11 protein-coding genes are annotated in these 17,003 nt (G+C 62.5%); 3 read left to right on the forward strand and 8 right to left on the reverse strand.

Annotation, left to right across the window (positions count from 1 at the left end; all coding sequences use genetic code 11):
* Positions 1-9: 9 nt before the first annotated feature.
* Complete coding sequence (locus tag AD663_RS13725) at positions 10-1,395, reverse strand: iron-containing redox enzyme family protein (RefSeq protein ID WP_053213942.1); 1,386 nt, start codon at positions 1,393-1,395, stop codon at positions 10-12.
* Between the two features lie 345 nt (positions 1,396-1,740).
* Between AD663_RS13725 and AD663_RS13730 the strand changes: the two genes are divergently transcribed.
* Positions 1,741-3,078 (forward strand): sodium:proton antiporter, encoded by a 1,338-nt coding sequence (locus tag AD663_RS13730; RefSeq protein ID WP_053213943.1) that lies wholly within the window; start codon positions 1,741-1,743, stop codon positions 3,076-3,078.
* A 22-nt stretch (positions 3,079-3,100) separates the two neighbouring features.
* Here the strand turns inward: AD663_RS13730 and AD663_RS13735 are convergent, their stop codons facing one another.
* Positions 3,101-3,637, reverse strand: coding sequence for a hypothetical protein (locus AD663_RS13735; RefSeq protein WP_003181793.1), 537 nt, complete (start codon positions 3,635-3,637; stop codon positions 3,101-3,103).
* A gap of 150 nt (positions 3,638-3,787) precedes the next feature.
* Here AD663_RS13735 and AD663_RS13740 point away from each other — a divergent pair, with 150 nt between their 5' ends.
* The gene (locus tag AD663_RS13740; RefSeq protein ID WP_003181795.1) at positions 3,788-4,018 is read left to right on the forward strand and encodes a hypothetical protein; all 231 of its coding nucleotides are present in this window, start codon (positions 3,788-3,790) and stop codon (positions 4,016-4,018) included.
* A gap of 35 nt (positions 4,019-4,053) precedes the next feature.
* Here the strand turns inward: AD663_RS13740 and AD663_RS13745 are convergent, their stop codons facing one another.
* The 3 genes from AD663_RS13745 to AD663_RS13755 form a co-directional block, all read right to left on the reverse strand.
* Entirely contained in the window at positions 4,054-5,985 is a 1,932-nt protein-coding gene (locus tag AD663_RS13745; protein ID WP_003181798.1) for a PAS domain-containing sensor histidine kinase, read from the reverse strand.
* Positions 5,986-6,046: 61 nt separating this feature from the next.
* Positions 6,047-8,341 (reverse strand): ATP-dependent DNA helicase, encoded by a 2,295-nt coding sequence (locus AD663_RS13750; protein WP_053213944.1) that lies wholly within the window; start codon positions 8,339-8,341, stop codon positions 6,047-6,049.
* A complete protein-coding gene (locus AD663_RS13755) occupies positions 8,338-9,990 on the reverse strand; it encodes a VRR-NUC domain-containing protein (RefSeq protein WP_053213945.1) in 1,653 nt (550 codons plus the stop codon). Before AD663_RS13755 ends, AD663_RS13750 begins: the two co-directional genes overlap by 4 nt.
* Before the next feature lie 223 nt (positions 9,991-10,213).
* Here AD663_RS13755 and AD663_RS13760 point away from each other — a divergent pair, with 223 nt between their 5' ends.
* Positions 10,214-10,438, forward strand: a complete 225-nt coding sequence (locus tag AD663_RS13760; protein WP_003181803.1) for a YgdI/YgdR family lipoprotein — start codon at positions 10,214-10,216, stop codon at positions 10,436-10,438.
* Between the two features lie 104 nt (positions 10,439-10,542).
* On the opposite strand, the gene AD663_RS13765 is transcribed toward AD663_RS13760, so the two are convergent.
* The 3 genes from AD663_RS13765 to AD663_RS13775 form a co-directional block, all read right to left on the reverse strand.
* Positions 10,543-12,396, reverse strand: coding sequence for a polyurethanase (locus AD663_RS13765; protein ID WP_053213946.1), 1,854 nt, complete (start codon positions 12,394-12,396; stop codon positions 10,543-10,545).
* 96 nt (positions 12,397-12,492) lie between these two features.
* The gene (locus AD663_RS13770; protein ID WP_256217216.1) at positions 12,493-15,513 is read right to left on the reverse strand and encodes an autotransporter serine protease; all 3,021 of its coding nucleotides are present in this window, start codon (positions 15,511-15,513) and stop codon (positions 12,493-12,495) included.
* 144 nt (positions 15,514-15,657) lie between these two features.
* Positions 15,658-17,001, reverse strand: a complete 1,344-nt coding sequence (locus tag AD663_RS13775; protein WP_053213948.1) for a TolC family outer membrane protein — start codon at positions 16,999-17,001, stop codon at positions 15,658-15,660.
* Between the last annotated feature and the right edge of the window lie 2 nt (positions 17,002-17,003).

Consider the following 17,003-nt stretch of genomic DNA (forward strand, 5'->3'; position numbering starts at 1 on the left):
ACAGGGCTCCTAGCGAAGTATGGATTTGAGTTCGATGAACCGTCGGGTCGCCAACAGTCCAGCCGGGTGGCTATGACAGCGGGCCGAAAGCCAAGGCAGCAGGGTCTGTATCTGTTGGTCCGGTGACTGGCTGCGCAGCGTTTGCTCCAAGCGCTGGACGTCCGGGTCTTGCACCGGCATCGGCGGCTCACAGCTTGCACCGTGGGCCCGCCGTGGGCTTCGACGTGGGCCTTTTTCCAGCCAGTCTCCGGCGATCCAATCGTGCAGGAGTTGTTTTTCATAGGGGCTGAACACGCCGAACATGGCCGCGCCGGCACCTTCGATCAGCGTCCAGAACCGGCTGTCCTGCGGGTCCTGGTGGCGCTTGATCCAGCCCTTGCCTTGCAGCGCCTCGAGAAAACCTTCCAATTGCCCTGGCACTGCCAGCCATTGATTGACGGTCTTGCCTTCGAACTTGCAGTAGTCGGAATGCATGTGTTGGCCGAAGGGCCGCTTGCGTTCGAGCATGTCGAGAACTTCGCGGTACACGTCGAACGACTCGATGATCGCCCGGCTGCCCTGCCCCAGGTCATTGAGGCGATAGCCCAGGGTTACCCGACGCCAGAATGCTTCGCGGTCCGCTTCCATCGGCATCAACTGCATGAGCGATTGCACGGCCTTGTGGGCATGGCCGGTGCTGGCGTTATCGATGGTCACGTGCAGCGTGAAATAGTAGGGATCGATCTCCAGTTCGGTCAGCTCATAGGCGCTGATCAACAAATGCAGAGGCAGTTGTTCGTAGCCCAGGTTGTAGCCGATGACCTCGGGCAGGTATTCATCGCCTGCGTACCCCAATGCCAGTTGCACCGCACCTTGCAGGTAGCGCTCGTCGTCGATGTCTGGCGCATCCGGCAGTCCGTGTTCGGCCAGCAGCTTGCGGTAGATCACCACATGGTTCTGCGCTGGATAACCGTCCCCCAGCTCTTCCAGGTAAGTGCAGAGCAGCCCTTCGAAACGGTGGTCATGCCAGTGCTTGAGTACGCCGTAGAGCCAGGCGCCATCCACCAGTTTGGTCGGTGCCACGGCTTGGAGGAAATACAAGGCGTGGGCCTTGCTGGTGAAAAATTCGCGGGGGCCACCGCTTTTGCGCCGTTCCAGGTACTCGGCGTATTGCCGAGCGACGCCGGCACTGTGTTGTTCGACCCAGGCTTGTAGCGCGGCGGGATCGTCCGGCATGTCCTGGGGCAGCGCGCTGGCCTGTTCGAGGCACGACTGCAGGAGCGCTTGGGCGAGCGTTTGTTTGTCAGCGTCGTCCGGGCCATGGAGCAGCCGTTCGTAGGATTGGCGAACGGTTCCGGCATGAGTGACCGGTTGTACAGTGGCAGGCCGGGCCTGGAGGGGTGTCAGCACAGTCATAAGGGCCTCTTGGGTTTTCTGCTGGACGCTGAATCAGCACGTCTCTCCTTTTGCAGAGCCTTGCGCGCGGTGAAAAATTCCCTTGAGTTGAAAAGCAGCCGGATAAACGGGGCCGCACGGTTTTGACGGGAACCCTCGCTTCGCAGCGGGTCTCGAATGCTTTAAGTCGGAAACGCTGTTATGTGGCGAGGGTGCTTGCTCCCGCACACGTGCGTAGTGCTTGCGGTTTTTGGGGCCGCTTCGCAGCCCAGCGGGAGCAAGCTCCCTCGCCACAGAAGCAGGCCACAAGCGTCGGTTCCAGCCGTTCGTTTGAACGACCCACGCCAGGCCATCCAAGGAGCAACGATGATTTTCTCAGTATGGGTGGCGGTGCTCGGCGCCGTGTTGTTGACCTTGGCATTGACCTCTTCCTACCTGCGCTGGATGCCGGTGACGACATCGGCGATCTGCCTGGTGCTAGGGGTGGTGATCGGGCCGATGGGCCTCGGGCTGCTGAGGCTGGACGTTGGCGACTCTTCGGTCTGGATGGAACACCTCACGGAAGTCGCGGTGGTGTTCTCGCTGTTCGTCAGCGGCCTGAAACTGCGCCTGCCGCTCAACAACCTGACCTGGCGCGTCGCCTATGGGTTGGCCGGTCCGGTCATGATCCTGACCATCGCCGGGCTGTGCCTGGCGTTGCATTATCTGTTTGGCCTCGGTTGGGGGGTGTCGATGCTGATCGGTGCGATGCTCGCCCCCACCGATCCGGTGCTGGCGGCGCTGGTCCAGGTCAACGATGCGCGGGATGACGACCGGGTGCGTTTCGGCCTCTCGGGCGAAGCCGGGCTGAACGACGGCACCGCGTTCCCCTTCGTGATCCTGGGCCTGCTGATGCTGCGTGAGGACGGCAGCGGATTTCTCGGCGACTGGACCCTGCGCCATGTGCTGTGGGCGGTGCCGGCGGGTTTGCTGATCGGCTACTGGATGGGCCGTGGCATCGGCAAGCTGACCTTGTCGATGCGCATCAGGAACGCCGATAGCACGTTGTCACCCAACGATTACCTGGCCCTGGCGCTGATTGCCCTGGCCTACGTCGCGGCGGATTCGGTCCAGGCCTATGGCTTTCTCTCGGTGTTTGCCGCGGGGCTGGGACTGCGCCAGGCCGAGGTGCAATCGACTGACGGCGACGAGACGCCGGCTGAACATCGGGTGCAACCGGTGGTCGGCCATGAGGCTGTCGATCCTCAGCAAGCCGTGGTGGGCGATACCGAATCCCTGGACGAAGGCCAGGTCGCCGCCGGGGTGATGATGGGCGACATGCTGGCGTTCGGCAGCCTGGTGGAACGCTCCATGGAAGTGTTCCTGGTGACGCTGCTGGGCGTGGTCCTGGCCAATCATTGGGACTGGCGAGCGTTGGCCATCGGCGCCCTGCTCTTTGCCGTGATTCGCCCGTTGAGCGTAATGGTGATCCCTTGGGGCCCGCTGTTGGATCGACCGCAACGCCTGCTCATCGGTTGGTTCGGCATCCGCGGCATCGGCAGCCTGTTCTATCTGTTCTACGCCTTGAATCATGACTTGCGCCCCGACGTGGCGCAGCTGTGCATCAACCTCACGCTGTCGGTGGTGGCGCTGAGCATTCTGGTGCATGGGCTGAGCACACAGCCGTCCCTGGGGTGGTACGAACGTCAACAGAAGCCGGATTGAACCCTGGCGTGCAGGCTGCGGTTCAGCCGCCGGGATCGGTCACCTGGATGAACACCGAATACACCCCCAGCAGCACCCAGAAACTGGCAAAGATCCACGGGGTACGCAGCGAAAACAGCAGCGACTTGCGGTAGCCCTTGTGGGTCGATTCACGCTCGCTGAACAGCGGCGACTCGTCATAGACCAAGCCCATCAAGGGTTCGGCGCGCAACAGCTCGCTTTGTTTGAAATGCCAATGGTCGATGATCTCGTACGCCGCGCGGATGCCCGGCCAGGCGTTGAGCGAACTCAAGAAGCCCAGCAAGGCCAGCAATGGCGGCACGATCAGGGTAAACAGCTTGCCCCACTCAGGATTCAGATTGGCCATGCACGAGGCAAAGGCAATCACCAAAAAAGATTGGGCAGCCAGGTAGGCATCGGTTCGATTGGCCAGGATGCTGGTTTCGTACTGGATCTCCCGACGATAGAAATCCAGCCGCTCCTTGGGAGAGCCGAACAGCTTGGCGTTGTGTTCGGTCAGTTCTTCGTCCGGGGTCTGGCCGGTCAGGATCTTGGGCATTGCGCGGAGGGTTCCTCGGCGATGATTGGGACTTATTAGGAAACCCGCGACCGGGCAAGTTCAAGCCAATGGACCAAAGGCGCAGCGGATTCAACGAAACGCTCGCAGGCCGTCAGGGTCAGAAGATCGTCGAGGCCTGAGGACCTGAGTGTGGATTATCTTGGATGGGTGCAATGGCCGGCGATGGCCGTCACGGTACTGGCCGCCTGGTTGATCGGCTCCCGCCAGCCGCGGCGGCGGGTGGCGGGGTTCAGTTGTTTTATCGCCAGCAATATCTTGTGGGTGGTCTGGGGGCTTCATACCGACGCGTATGCGCTGATCGTGCTGCAGTTTTGCCTGTGTGCGATGAACTTGCGCGGGTTCAAGAAAAATACCGAGTAGGCAGGTGCCCTGCGGCGAGCCAGGCTGTCCGGCTGCTAGCTGATCGTCTGCCCAATGATTCGCACCAGGTCGATCTGCTTGAACGGCTTGATCAACCGAGGCAACTGCGTGGCAAAGCCTTCCAGGCGCTCGGCATAACCGGTGGCCAGGATGATGGGCAGTGTCGGTTGCCGCTCGCGCAGCAGTTTCGCCAGTTGCGCGCCGTCCATCTGAGGCATGGCCATGTCGGTGATGACCAGATCGATATCCGGATGACGCTCGAGCAACTCCAGCGCCTGGGCACCCGACGGCGCACAAATCACCCGGTGCCCGAGGTCTTCGATCAACAATCGGGTGCTGGTCAGCACCAGGCTGTCATCGTCCACCACCAGCACCAGCAATTCATGGACCGGCTGCGGTTGTAGCGCTTGAACCGGCGAGTTGCCTGGCGCCGAATCGCCGGCAACCGGCAACCATAGCTCGGCGGTGGTGCCCGTGCCCTTCTGGCTCTTGAGCGTCAAGCGCCCACCCAATTGCTCGGCCAGGCCATGGACCATGGATAACCCCAGCCCTGTGCCCTTGCCGACGCCTTTGGTGGTGAAAAAAGGATCGATGGCCGACGCCAATGTCGCCTCATCCATGCCCTCGCCTTCGTCGACGATCGACAGGCAAACATAGCGCCCCGGTGGCATCGGCACATCTGTGGCGGTTCCGGTGTCCGGGCTCTCTTCGGCCGCGATCAGTATCCTACCGCCTTGAGGCATGGCGTCCCGGGCGTTGGTTGCCAGGTTGAGGATCGCCAGCTCTAATTGGTTGATATCGGCCAAAACCGGCGGCAGTGACTCGGCGAAGCGGGTCTGGACATTGATCGAAGGCCCCATGGAGCTTCGCAACAAGCCGCTGATACCCTGCACCAGGACCGGCAGTTCCACTGATTCGTAGGTCAGTTTCTGCCTTCTGGCAAACGCCAGCATGCGTTGGGTCAGCGAAACGCCGCGTAGCGCTCCCTGGGTCGCGTTGTCCAGCAATTGCGCCAGCTTGGGATCGACGGGCATGCGCTTGCGCACGATTTCCAGGTTGCCGAGGATCACCGTCAGCAGGTTGTTGAAGTCATGGGCGATGCCGCCGGTGAGCTGGCCGATGGCGTGCAGTTTCTGCGACTGGAACAGCGCCTCGCGGGCCTGTTCCAGGGCCAGTTGGGCCTGGGTGGCGTCGGTGATGTCGCGGGTGATCTTGGCGAACCCCAGCAGCGTGCCGGTATCGCTGCGGATCGCATCGATGACCACATGGGCCATGAACCGCGTGCCATCCTTTCGCAAGCGCCAGCCTTTTTTCTCGAAGCGCCCCTCGCTGGCGGCAATGCTCAGGGCACGCTTCGGCTCCCCGGCGTCGCGATCTTCGGGCGTATAGAACATCGAGAAATGCTGACCGATGGCTTCAGTCGGCAGGTACCCTTTGATTCGCTGCGCCCCCAGGTTCCAGTTGGTGACCTGGCCATCCGGGTCGAGCATGTAGATGGCGTAGTCGGTCACGCTTTGCACCAGCAGCCGGAACTGCTGCTCGCTTTGCTTGAGGGTTTCCTCGGCCATCTTGCGATCGGTCAGATCGCGGGTGATCTTGGCGAACCCCAGCAATGCACCGCTCTGGCTGTCGATGATCGGGTCGATGACCACATGGGACCAGAACAGCGTGCCGTCCTTGCGCACCCGCCAGCCCTCGCCTTCGAAACGTCCCTCACGCACAGCAGTGTCCAGCGCCCGTTGCGGCAGGCCGGCGGCGCGGTCCTGATCGGTATAGAACCGGGAAAAGTGCTGGCCGAGGATTTCGGCCTCTTCGTACCCCTTGAAGCGCCTTGCGCCTGAGTTCCAGCTCGTGATGATCCCCGACGGATCAGTCATGTAGATGGCGTAGTCGACCACGGCGTCAATGAGCAGGCGAAAGCGCTGTTCTTGGTTGATGAGGGCAGTCTTGAGGTCGTTATCGGGCATCTGGCCGGGGCATCCATGTGGATTTCTGCGGAGTATCGCGCAAGTCGGGTGTCAGGAAAAACTATTGGGATTTTGGAGCATGTTCTTCCTGAGCCACTGACCACCAACGCGGCAACAAGTGCTGCACCCTCGCCTCGCCGAACCGATCATCGATCAGCATCACCACGCCGCGGTCTTGCTGGGTGCGGATGACGCGGCCGGCGGCCTGTACGACTTTTTGCAGGCCCGGATAGAGGTAAGTGTAGTCGTAGCCATCGCCAAAAATCGTCGCCATGCGCTGTTTGATCTGCTCGTTGACCGGGTTGAACTGTGCCAACCCCAACGTGGCGATGAACGCGCCGATCAGCCGCGAGCCGGGCAGATCGATGCCTTCGCCAAAGGCGCCGCCCAGCACCGCAAAGCCGATGCCTTGGCTGTGCTCCATGAACCGTTCGAGAAAGGCCTGCCGGGGCGCTTCGCCCATGCCACGTGACTGTGTCCAGGTCGCGATCTGCGGGTGCCGCGCCGCAAACAGCGCGGCCACTTGCTGCAGATAATCGAAGCTGCTGAAAAAGGCCAGGTAGTTACCCGGCCGTTCGTTGAACTGACGGGCCATCAGCTCGACGATCGGTTCCAGCGACGCTTGGCGGTGGGCAAAACGGGTAGAGATCCGGCTGACCACCTGGACATCCAACTGCTCGGCCTGGAACGGTGACTCGACGTCGATCCACACGGTGTCCGCCGGCGTACCCAGCAGGTCGGCGTAATAGTGCCGAGGGCTCAAGGTCGCGGAAAACAGCACGGTACTGCGCGAGGCCGTGAATCGCGGGCGCAGGAAGCCGGCCGGCACCACGTTGCGCAGGCACAACGTGGACACGCTGCGCTGGCGGCCGAGTTCGCGCTTGTGGATGTCGAAAAGAAAGTGCTCGTCGAAGGACTCCGCCACCCGGCCAAACTGCAAGGCGTCGAAGTAGAACGCCTGCAAACCGCTGTCGAGACCTTGCGGATGGTCATTGAGGTAGTCGCCGATGGCGGTGGTGCAGGTTGCCAAGGCCTGGAGCAGTTTTTCCGGCGGTTTTTCATACGCCTGATAGGCCGCCACCTGTGGTGCATGCAAGGCATTCCACTGGCGATGGACCCGGTCCAGGGATTTCTTCAATGCCGCTGGCGCGGTTTTGCGCACCGCCGCCAACGTGGACGGATCCAGGGTCGCGCTGTACATCTTGCGCCCCCGCTCCACCAGGTTGTGAGCTTCGTCCACCAGGGTCGCGACGCGCCAGCCGTTAGCCTGGGCCAGGCCGAACAGCAAGGCGCTGAAGTCGAAGTAATAGTTGTAGTCGGCGACCACCACATCGACCCAGCGAGCCATCTCCTGGCTGAGGTAATACGGGCAGACATCATGGGCCAGCGCGATCTCGCGCAACGCCGCCTGATCGAGCAACGTGACTTGGCTGGCTGCGGCCCGGGCATCTGGCAAACGGTCGTAGAACCCTCGGGCCAACGGGCAGGATTCGCCGTGACAGGCCTTGTCCGGGTGTTCGCAGGCCTTGTCCCGGGCAATCATTTCCAGCACCCGCAACGGCATCGATGGCGCGCTGCGGGTAATCACATGAGCAGCGTCCAGCGCCAGCTTGCGCCCTGGGGTTTTCGCGGTAAGAAAGAACACCTTGTCCAGCTGCTGCGGCGCCAGGGCCTTGAGCATGGGAAACAGTGTGCCGAGGGTCTTGCCGATGCCAGTGGGTGCCTGGGCCATCAGGCAACGCCCGGTGCTGACGGCCTTGAACACCGACTCGGCGAGGTGCCGCTGGCCCTGCCTGAAATTGGCATGGGGAAAGCCCAGCGTCTGCGCCCCGAGGTTACGCGCCTGCCGATGGGCCATTTCCTGCTCGGCCCAGGCCAGGAACAGCGCGCATTGTTCTTCGAAGAACGCCTGGAGTTGCGACGCTTCGCAGCTTTGCCGCAGACAGGTTTCCTTTTCGCTGACGATGTCGAAGTACACCAGCGCGACGTCGATGCGCGGCAGCTGCAACTTATGGCACATCAGCCAGCCATAGATCTTCGCCTGGGCCCAATGCAATTGCCGATGGTTGTCCGGCTGTTTGGTCAGATCGCCGCGGTAGGTCTTCACTTCCTCGAGGCAATTGCGGGCCGGGTCATAGCCATCGGCGCGACCTTTGACGTGCAACGCCTGGTAGCGGCCCTCCAGGGGCACCTCGGCCTGGTAGCCCTCGCCACGTCGCGAGGCTACGGTGCGGTGGCCGGCGATGCCTTCAAGGGCGGTGGGCGACGGCGTGAAGCGCAGGTCCAGGTCGCCCGCCTTGGCGGTGAACTCGCACAACGCCCGCACCGCGATGCTGTAGCCCGACGCCTGGGTCATGCGCCCTGCTCCGCCCACTGCACATAGCAGACCGCCACGGGCATCTGGTGCTCGTGGCAGAATTCCAGCCAGCGCAATTGGTTGTCTTGCAGGCGATCACCGGGCCCCTTGACCTCGATCATGCGGTAGGTCTTGTGCTGCGGCCAGAACTGGATCAGGTCCGGCATGCCGGCGCGGTTGGCCTTGATGTCCAGCAGCAGACGGTGGAACCAGTGCTTGAGGTGCTCGGCCGGCAGGCATTCGAGGGCTTGTTCCAGCAGGGCTTCGGACAGTGCGCCCCAGAACACGAAAGGCGATTGCACGCCCCATTTTTCTGCGTGGCGCCGGACGATGGTGTCCCGATAGCGCCCATCGTCCAGCTCCGCCAGGCAGGCCGCGAACAGCTCGGCGCGACGGCTGTGGAAATCTTCGTTGAGCAAGTCCACCGGTCCGCGCTGGAACGGATGGAAAAACGCCCCCGGCAGTGGCGCGAAGATCGCCGGCCAGCACAGCAGGCCGAACAGCGAATTGATCAGGCTGTTCTCGACGTAATGCACGGGAGCTGATTCATCGTGCAGGTGCGCCTGGACGTGGTACTCCACCGACAACGCCGGGTCGACACGGGGCAGATGCAAGTCCAGCCGTTCCACCTCCCGGGCCATGGCGCGCGGTACCGGTGGCCCGCCCAGCTTGCGGCGCAACCGGGGCAGGATCCTGAGCAAGGCCTGGGTTTCAGCGCCATCCTGCGGCGCTTGCGCGGCCGCTTCGCCCAATTCAAGGGCCAGGGCATATTCGCCGATGCGCTCCAGCACGCGGATCATCCGCAACCGCGCCTGCGGGTACGTGCAATCGCGATACAGACTCAAGGCCAGGGCGAAATCACCGATGCGCTCGCCGTGCTGGCCGATCTGGAACAACAGCTTGCTCCGGCGCCGCTCCAGCCAAGGATTGTCCAGGGACAAGTCATTGACCTGGGCAACGATGTCTTCAAGGGATTCGCCGGCTTCGAAGTGCTGCTGGCATTGGTGCAGGAACAGGCCGGCATCGACGTCCTGGCGGTTGCGCAAGCCACGGGATTCGGCGCTGAACTCGACCGTTTCGTAGGTGTAGATGCCCAGGTCCGCCAGGACGAACTCCGACCAGTCCTGGTAAAGGTTGCCGAAAAACATCAATCTCAGCCGGTCGCACAGGGGCATGATCGTCAGGCTGTAGAGCCGGTCATCGAGTTGCGGGCACCAGGCACTAAACGGCTGGGGCTCACTGAAGTGATCGCGCAGGGCCTGCTGCCATTCGGTCTTTTTCGCCTTGGGTCGCTCGATCAGATGGCCCAGGTACAAAAGGATTTCCGGCTTGAGCAACACGTCGAACAGTTCGTCGAGGCCCAGGGGAGCCTGTTCTTCGACCCAGCCATGGGCCAGCAAGGGCTCCACGGCAACGCCGATATCGCCAATTTCCGGGTAATGCAGCTTGCTGTGGCGAAAGCGCAAACCCTTGCGCATGACCATCCGCACCAGCAAGCCTTGGGAGGCACGCGACAACAGCGCAAATTCGTCGATGAACCGCTGTTCCTCGGCGCTGAGCACGTCGGCATAACGCTTCGCCAACCAGGCAAGCACCTGCTGGAAGTTGTTCAGGTAGTAAAAGGGATCGTCGAGAGAGCTGGCTGTCACGGAACAAAGCGCCGAAGGAAGCGAAAGTACTGGTTATGCGTACAGATAACAGCAACGAACGGCCCAGGCAACTGCAAAAGATGAACGGTTCCCTATATTTAAGGTGAAATCCTTCTATCGCTGATGAACTTTCCTACGGTAAGCGAGACCAATGGCGGTTGACTAAACGTGATGGCGCGGTCGAATCAGTTGATCCGTGTCCTTTGAGTGAGAGGTTATGGTTATGAACATCAGGACTCTGGGCCTGCCCCTGGTCACCGTGGCTTTCCTGGCATTGGCCGGCTGCGCGTCGCCTACCGTGGTGACCCTGCAGAACGGTACTCAGTATTTGACCAAGGACACTCCCAATACGCGCACCAGCGACGGCTTCTACGAATTCGAGGATATTGCCGGCAAGAAAGTCCGGGTCCGTGCTGATGACGTAGCGACTATTCGCAAGGAAGACTGATCTTCGGTGTTTGCCTGACAGGCCGTCATCGCAAGCTTGCTCGCTCCCACAGGGTCGTTCACAACAGAACCTCAAGGGGAGCGAGCTTGCTCGTGATAGCGATGTCAGGCGAACACGATCCCCTCGCCGCCCAACTGGGCAATCCCCACACCCACCAGGGTCACGGAGCTGTCCCCCACCTTGAGCAGCGTGTCATTGCCCACTTGTGACAAGTGCTCGCTATAGTCGTAACCCGAGCCGGCGCCTTGAACGCCGAGAAATATCAGCTTGTCCCCCGCGTCATAGCCACTGATCCGGTCCTGGCCGAACGCGCCGTTGAAGACAAACGTGTCGCTGCCGCCTCCCGATTGCATCAGGTCATTGCCCGTGCCGCCGACAAAGGTGTCGTTACCCGCCCCGCCCACCAGCCCATCATTGCCGTCCTGGCCGAACAGCCAGTCGCCGGTTGCGCGCGCCAACAGGGTATCGTCGGCCGCGCCGCCCTTGACCGATGACGCATACGCCGTGACGTTGGCGCCCGTCACCAGGCCATTGGCGCCGACGCTGTGGTTCACCTCGTTTTTCAGCAGCCCCCACAACGCCCCGGATTCCTGGCTGACCAAAGTGCCGATGTCATGGGTGATGCTGATCGCGCCATGGGCATCACGAATGTACAGGGTCCCGGTGCCGTCATGGGCGAAGCTGAAATCCTTCACCGACTGCTGCAATTGCAAGGTGTTGTTACCCTGCCCGCCCAGGATCACGTTGTAGCCACCGCCGTCGCGAAAGGTGTCGTTGCCGGCGCGGCCTTCCAGGTAATCATTGCCCTGGCCGCCCTGGATCAGGTCCTCGCGGTCGCTGCCGATGATGAAAGTGCTGCCGCTGTGGGCCTCGGCGTTGCGGTTGAGGTCTTGCACCCAAGTATTGCCGCGCGCCGGATCGGACAGGTTGGCAACGATGATGGTCGAGTCTTTCTCGGTGAGGTCGTAGAACGCCGAGCCCAGGATCCGGCCCATGCCATCGCCGTAGCCGGTGGGCAAATGGGAAATCCAGGTGGGAATGTTGAGGATGGAAAACGGCAGCACGTTCCACGTCGCCGAGGCGTAGTGGTCGTTGAAACTGACGATGTTGTTGGTCGCCGACTCCTGCGGTGCATCGTGCACGCCCACCGAAGCGAAGTTGAACGTCGAGCCATCCAGGGCGCGGAATACCGGATCGTTTTCATAGCCGATGTTCAAGACCTTGTCGGTGCTGCTCTGGGTCGGCGAGGCGTAGGCAATGTAGTTGGCGTCGGCATAGAACCCGGACCATTTGCTGGTGCTCAAGTCCGCCAGGCTGTTGACCGCCAGGCCGCCCAAGCTGTGGCCGCTGACCAGTACGTCGTCGCCCGAGAGGCCATGGGCCTGGGCAAACTTCGCGACATCCGCCAGCAGATTGCCAAACGCTTCACCCACGTAGTTTTTTGCATAGTCCTTGGGCCCCAGCGCTGCCATGACGTCGTTGATGATGTCGCCAATGGAATCGCCGATCAGATCCTCCCGTGGACCGCTGGTACCACGAAACGACACACCGATCTCCGTCAGGTGCCCCGCAGCGTCGTATTTGCCCAGGATCTCCACTTGCGCGGTGGTGTAGCCGGCTTTTTCGCCAAAGAACGTGCCGCGACCGTCGACTTTCCCGGTGTAGCCCAGCTGCGACGCGCCGATGGGGGTCCAACCGGCCTTCTGCACCGCTTGCAGGGCGAGCTTTTCCGAGTCTGGGTTCCATGGCACGCCGGGAATCACGCCCTGGGAATCGCTGCCGCCGAGCAGCGCCGTGACCAGCGTCGCCGGCAAGCCGGTGCCGAAACCGTTGTGCTGGTAGCCGGCGGCAAAACCGTTGTCGAGGTTGTGATAGGAATACAGCATGATCGCCATCGCATCGCCGACCAATGCCTTGGATTCAGGGGTGCTGAAATGCTTGTAATCGTAGATACCCATGGTGGTTGCTCGCTTTTTGTTGTTGGAATGCTGAAACCGGGTTTCAGGGGATTGGCTGTGGCAAGGGCACGTCCCCCTCGCCACAGAGGGGCTTGGTCAGAACTGCCAATCCAGCGTCAGGCCCACGCCGTGGGATTTATCCCTGGAACCGAGCAGGCCGTTGTAGTCCAGGTTGACGCGCACATCCTTGGCCACCGCAAGGCCGGCTCGAGCGCCGATCACGGCGGCGTTGCGGTCCATGGACACGCTGCGCACCGCGAAAGTGTCGTTGCTGCCGGCAAAAGCCAGGTCCTGTTCGGAGCGGGTGTCGCTCAGGTTGTGCTGCCAGCCCAGGGACCCGGACAACTGGAGTTGCTGCGCTTGCGACAACGCCAGGGTGTGACTGGCACGCAGACCCAGGGTCGAGAGCACGGCGTCGCGGCGATCGTCGCCACTGTGCAGGGCCGCGCTATCACCTTTTTCATGGAAGCTGTCGCTGTCCAGGTGCACGTAGGCCAGGTTCGCGAACGGTTCCAGGGCTATCGGTTGCAGGTCGAGGCGATACGCCGCCTCGGTGAACAGCTGGGCGGTCCGGGCGTCACGCTTGGTTTTCTCCCGGCCACTGACGTCACCCCATTGCAGATCGCGTTTGACGTCGATGCGGTGCCAGCTATAGGCGGCGCCTGCGGTCAAGCGCAAGGCATCGATTTCACGGCCCAGATAGACGCCCAGGTGATAGCTGTCGGCTTTGACGGATGAATGAGTGCCGTCGCCCATGCTCAACGAACTGTCGCTATAACCGGTGACGAAGCCCAGTCGGGTCTGGTCGCCGATCAAGCCATCGACACCGGCCAGCAGGCCGCCGATCGAATGGCTGGTACTGGCGTTGTCATGCCCTCCATCGTCTTTGCCCCAGGCACCGAGCACCTTGAACCAGGCATTGCTGTCGGCATCGGTCGGTGTACCAGCGTCATACAACGCGTCCTGGCGCAAGCGATCGCCGACGGCATCGCGCAACTGGCGGCTGTCGTTGATCAGCAGCGTGCCGATGGCCGGGTGGATCTCACCGGACAGCTGCTGGAATGCCTGTTGCGCCACGGCAGCGCTGGGCGACAGCAGCAAGGCTTCATAAAGCCCGTTGCCCGCGCCCAGTCCTTCGGCGGCGACGGCGACGGCGCGTTCGTTGCGCGTCAGGCCCAGGCTGGCGAACGATGCGTCGTTACGCTCCACCGCCAGTTGGACGCCGCCTGCGGTGTAGGCCAGGTCACCACCGAGAAACGCATAGTTGGGCAACACCTCCCCGAAGCGCCCATCAATACCGCCAGCGGCCTGCAGGATATTGAATTGCCGACCGAGCAGGCTTTTCGCCTCGCCAGCGCTGAGCAGTGTCGGGCTGTTTTCCAGGGACAGCGACACCGTCGCCCCGTCAATGGAGGCCTTGCCGCCGGCAACGATCAGGTCGCTGGACGTAGGCGAGACTTCTACGGCGTAGTTCGAGCCGGGCTGGAACGTCACGTCCCCGGCCACTTGCAAGGTGCCGATGGAGTTGCCCGGCGCCACGCTGCCGCCACGGTTGGCGGTCAGGCTGGCGATACGACCGTTGCCACCGAGCACACCGCCGTCGTTAACGGTGACCGCCGAAGCCAGCGAGCCATTGATCGCCAATCGCCCTTGATTGACCAGGGTCGGTCCGCTGTAGGTGTTTTCGCCGGTCAGCACCAACGTGCCGATGCCCTGCTTGGTCAGCCCGCCATGGCCGGAAATGTCGTTGCGCCAGACATCCAGGCCACACTGGATCCCGCTGCACACCCGCTCGGTAGGCTTGCCGGCGTCGATGATCGCGCCGATGCCCGGCAGGTCCGCGACGAACTGGCCGGAGCCATAGGCGCCCTCGATTCGATACGCCTCGGGAATGTCCTGCTCGGTCACCAACATCGACGGGCCATCGATGGCCTTGCCCAGGTTGATCATGCCCCAGCCATACAGCGAATCGACACCCGGCGCGCCCATGTCGGTGGCGGTGGTGCGCAACACGCTGGCGACCTGCGCGCCGGTCATGTAGGGGAAACGCTCCATCAGCACCGCAACGCTGCCGGCCACATGGGGCGCCGCCATCGACGTACCGCTCTTGTTGCCGTAACCCACCGTCAGGTCATCGGCACTGGTGCCACCGATCACGGCGCTATAGACCCGGGTGCCGGGGGCTGACACGCAGAAACTCGCGGTGTAGCCGCAGCGCGACGAGAAGGTACTGATGGTGTAGGGGTTCGGGCTGGCGGTATCCGGGTTGACTTGCAACGCGGCGACGGTGAGCCAGTTCGGTGCGATGTCCGGGACGAAATACGCCAGCCCGGCGATGGCGTCCGGGTTGTTCAGGTTGTAGTCGTTGCCGGCGGCGAAAATCGTCACGATCCCGCTGCGGGCCGCGGCGATAGCGCCTTCATACGCGCCGCCGGGCGGGGTGCCGAGTAGCGGCTTGATCTGGTCGAATTGCAGTTGTGCGTCCTGCACGGTGAAGTGCGGGAACGCTGGGTCACGGCCTCCCTGGTCGAAACGGTCGGTGATGCCGATGCCCCAGCTGTTGTTGATGATGCGCGCGCCACTGGCAATCAGGGCATCCCAACCGGCCTTGTACACCGCGCCATCGTTGCCGAGGATGATGCCGTCTTCGGGGCCGGGGTCGCCGTTGTCGGCGCTGATGATTTGCGCATCGAACGCCACGCCATGCATCGGGCCACCGTCGCGGCTGCCGGCGGCAATCCCGCCAACGTGTGTGCCGTGGGAGCCCAGCTTGCCATCGGAACCCACCGTGGGTGAACCGTCGTAGCGGAACGGATCACCGGCCTTTACCGGGATGTACGGGTCGGTGTATTGACGGATGCCGCTGGTGACCAGGGTCACGACCTTGTTGGGGCCGGAAAACTCCGGATGTGCCGCGTAGACGGGTTGGTCGAAGATCCCCAATTTGACGCCCTTGCCGGTGTAGCCGGCGGCGTAGGCTTGCTGGGCGTTGACCGCCCCAAGGCCCCATTCGGCATTGAATTCACTGCTGCGCCAGCTGTCCGGATTCCCCGGCCTGCCGCTCTCGACATACGGCGCGGCGTGGGCCGTACCGAGGGTCGCCAGGGCGCAGAGCATGGCGTGGTTGAGGGTTTTCAACAGAAACAGCCGGCCCGTTTGCCCGGGTTGTTTTTTGTGTTTCATCCGAACCTTCCTTAGTGATTGCCAAAGTTGTTGCCAAAAACCTTTGGTTTGCCCTGCCCCTGTCACAGCGGCAGCCGGCTAGCGCTCTTGCGCCAAAAATGCTTCATCCACTTTCGCCAGGTCCTGGGCTCCCAACGTGCCGGCGTAGTAATGCAACTTGGTCCAGGCCATGAGGTAGTCGTAGCGAGCCTGGGCCAAGTCGCGACGAGTGGTGTAGAGCTGCTGCTCGGCGTTGAGGGCGTCGAGGTTGACCCGCTCGCCGCCGAGAATGCTTTGCCGGGTCGACACCACCAGTGCCTCGGCCGAGGCCAGGGCTTTCTGGTAGGCCTTGAGCTTGTTCACGCCCGACGCGCAGGCACTGAACTGGCGGCGCAGCTCGATCAGCGTCTCACGGGTCTTGGCATCCAGTTCGTATTTGGCCTGTTCCATGGTGCGGCTGGCCTGGCGGGTCGACGCCGAGACCCCGCCGCCGGCATAGAGCGGCACGCTGACTTCCAGGCCGATGGTGTTGGTGTCGTAGCGCTGGTTATAGGTGTTGCCGCTTTCCGATTCGTTCTGGCGCATCGTCGCGTAGGCGCTGACTTTGGGCAGGTGGCCGGCGCGGTTGCGCTCCACCTCGAAGCGCGCCACGTCCACGGCCTGGCGCTGCGACGCCAGGTTCGGGTTGTTGCTTACCGCCATCTCGTGCCAAGTGTCGAAAGTGGCCGGCTGCAACGCAAAAGTCTGGAAGGTGTCGTTGAGGGGGGCCAGGTCGCCAATGTCCAGGGTGGGCACGCCAATCACCGCGCCAAGCTCGCGCAGGGAAGCGTCCTGTTCGTCTCGGGCCTCGATCTCTTCGGCGATCGCCAGCTCGTAGCGCGCCTGAGCCTCGAGAATGTCGGTGCGCGTGCCTTCGCCCTGGCGGAACAGGTGCTCGTTCTGCCGAAACTGCTGTTCGAACGCCTTCTTCTTCGCCTGGGCGATGTCGATCTGGTCTTGGGCGAACAGCGCCTGGGTGTACTGGCTCAGCACCCGCACCAACAATTCCTGGCTCTTGCCGCGAAAGTTTTCGTCGGCGAACAGTGCCTGGGCCACGCCTTTGCGATAAGCGGCATACGCCTCGTAGTCCAGCAACGGTTGTTGCAGGGTCAGGCTGGAGCCGTAGCTGCTGTAGTTGCGATCGTCGTGCTGGCTGGCGCCGCGATCGTTGAGGTAGGTGACCTTGGACTGGTTGCGGCCTTTGTTGTAGCTGTAGCCCAGGTGCGGCAGCAGGCCGGCGCGGCCGATGGCACGGTTCTCAAGGCCTGCGTCGCGCTCCTTGATCGCGCCGAGGTAGACCGGATCATTACGCAGCGCCTGCTCATAGAACTCAAAGGGGCCCATGGCCCAGACGTTGTTGCACACGGACAGGGCCAGCACGGCCCACCATTGGAAACGCTTCATAC

This window comes from Pseudomonas sp. Q12-87 (assembly GCF_001269755.1).
Classification (GTDB): domain Bacteria; phylum Pseudomonadota; class Gammaproteobacteria; order Pseudomonadales; family Pseudomonadaceae; genus Aquipseudomonas; species Aquipseudomonas fluorescens_S.

Bases quoted from the DNA above. Each gene is read 5' to 3' on its own strand.
- AD663_RS13725 (WP_053213942.1), bottom strand. From the start codon at position 1,395: ATGACTGTGCTGACACCCCTCCAGGCCCGGCCTGCCACTGTACAACCG.
- AD663_RS13730 (WP_053213943.1), top strand. From the start codon at position 1,741: ATGATTTTCTCAGTATGGGTGGCGGTGCTCGGCGCCGTGTTGTTGACC.
- AD663_RS13735 (WP_003181793.1), bottom strand. From the start codon at position 3,637: ATGCCCAAGATCCTGACCGGCCAGACCCCGGACGAAGAACTGACCGAA.
- AD663_RS13745 (WP_003181798.1), bottom strand. From the start codon at position 5,985: ATGCCCGATAACGACCTCAAGACTGCCCTCATCAACCAAGAACAGCGC.
- AD663_RS13750 (WP_053213944.1), bottom strand. From the start codon at position 8,341: ATGACCCAGGCGTCGGGCTACAGCATCGCGGTGCGGGCGTTGTGCGAG.
- AD663_RS13760 (WP_003181803.1), top strand. From the start codon at position 10,214: ATGAACATCAGGACTCTGGGCCTGCCCCTGGTCACCGTGGCTTTCCTG.
- AD663_RS13765 (WP_053213946.1), bottom strand. From the start codon at position 12,396: ATGGGTATCTACGATTACAAGCATTTCAGCACCCCTGAATCCAAGGCA.
- AD663_RS13770 (WP_256217216.1), bottom strand. From the start codon at position 15,513: ATGCTCTGCGCCCTGGCGACCCTCGGTACGGCCCACGCCGCGCCGTAT.
- AD663_RS13775 (WP_053213948.1), bottom strand. From the start codon at position 17,001: ATGAAGCGTTTCCAATGGTGGGCCGTGCTGGCCCTGTCCGTGTGCAAC.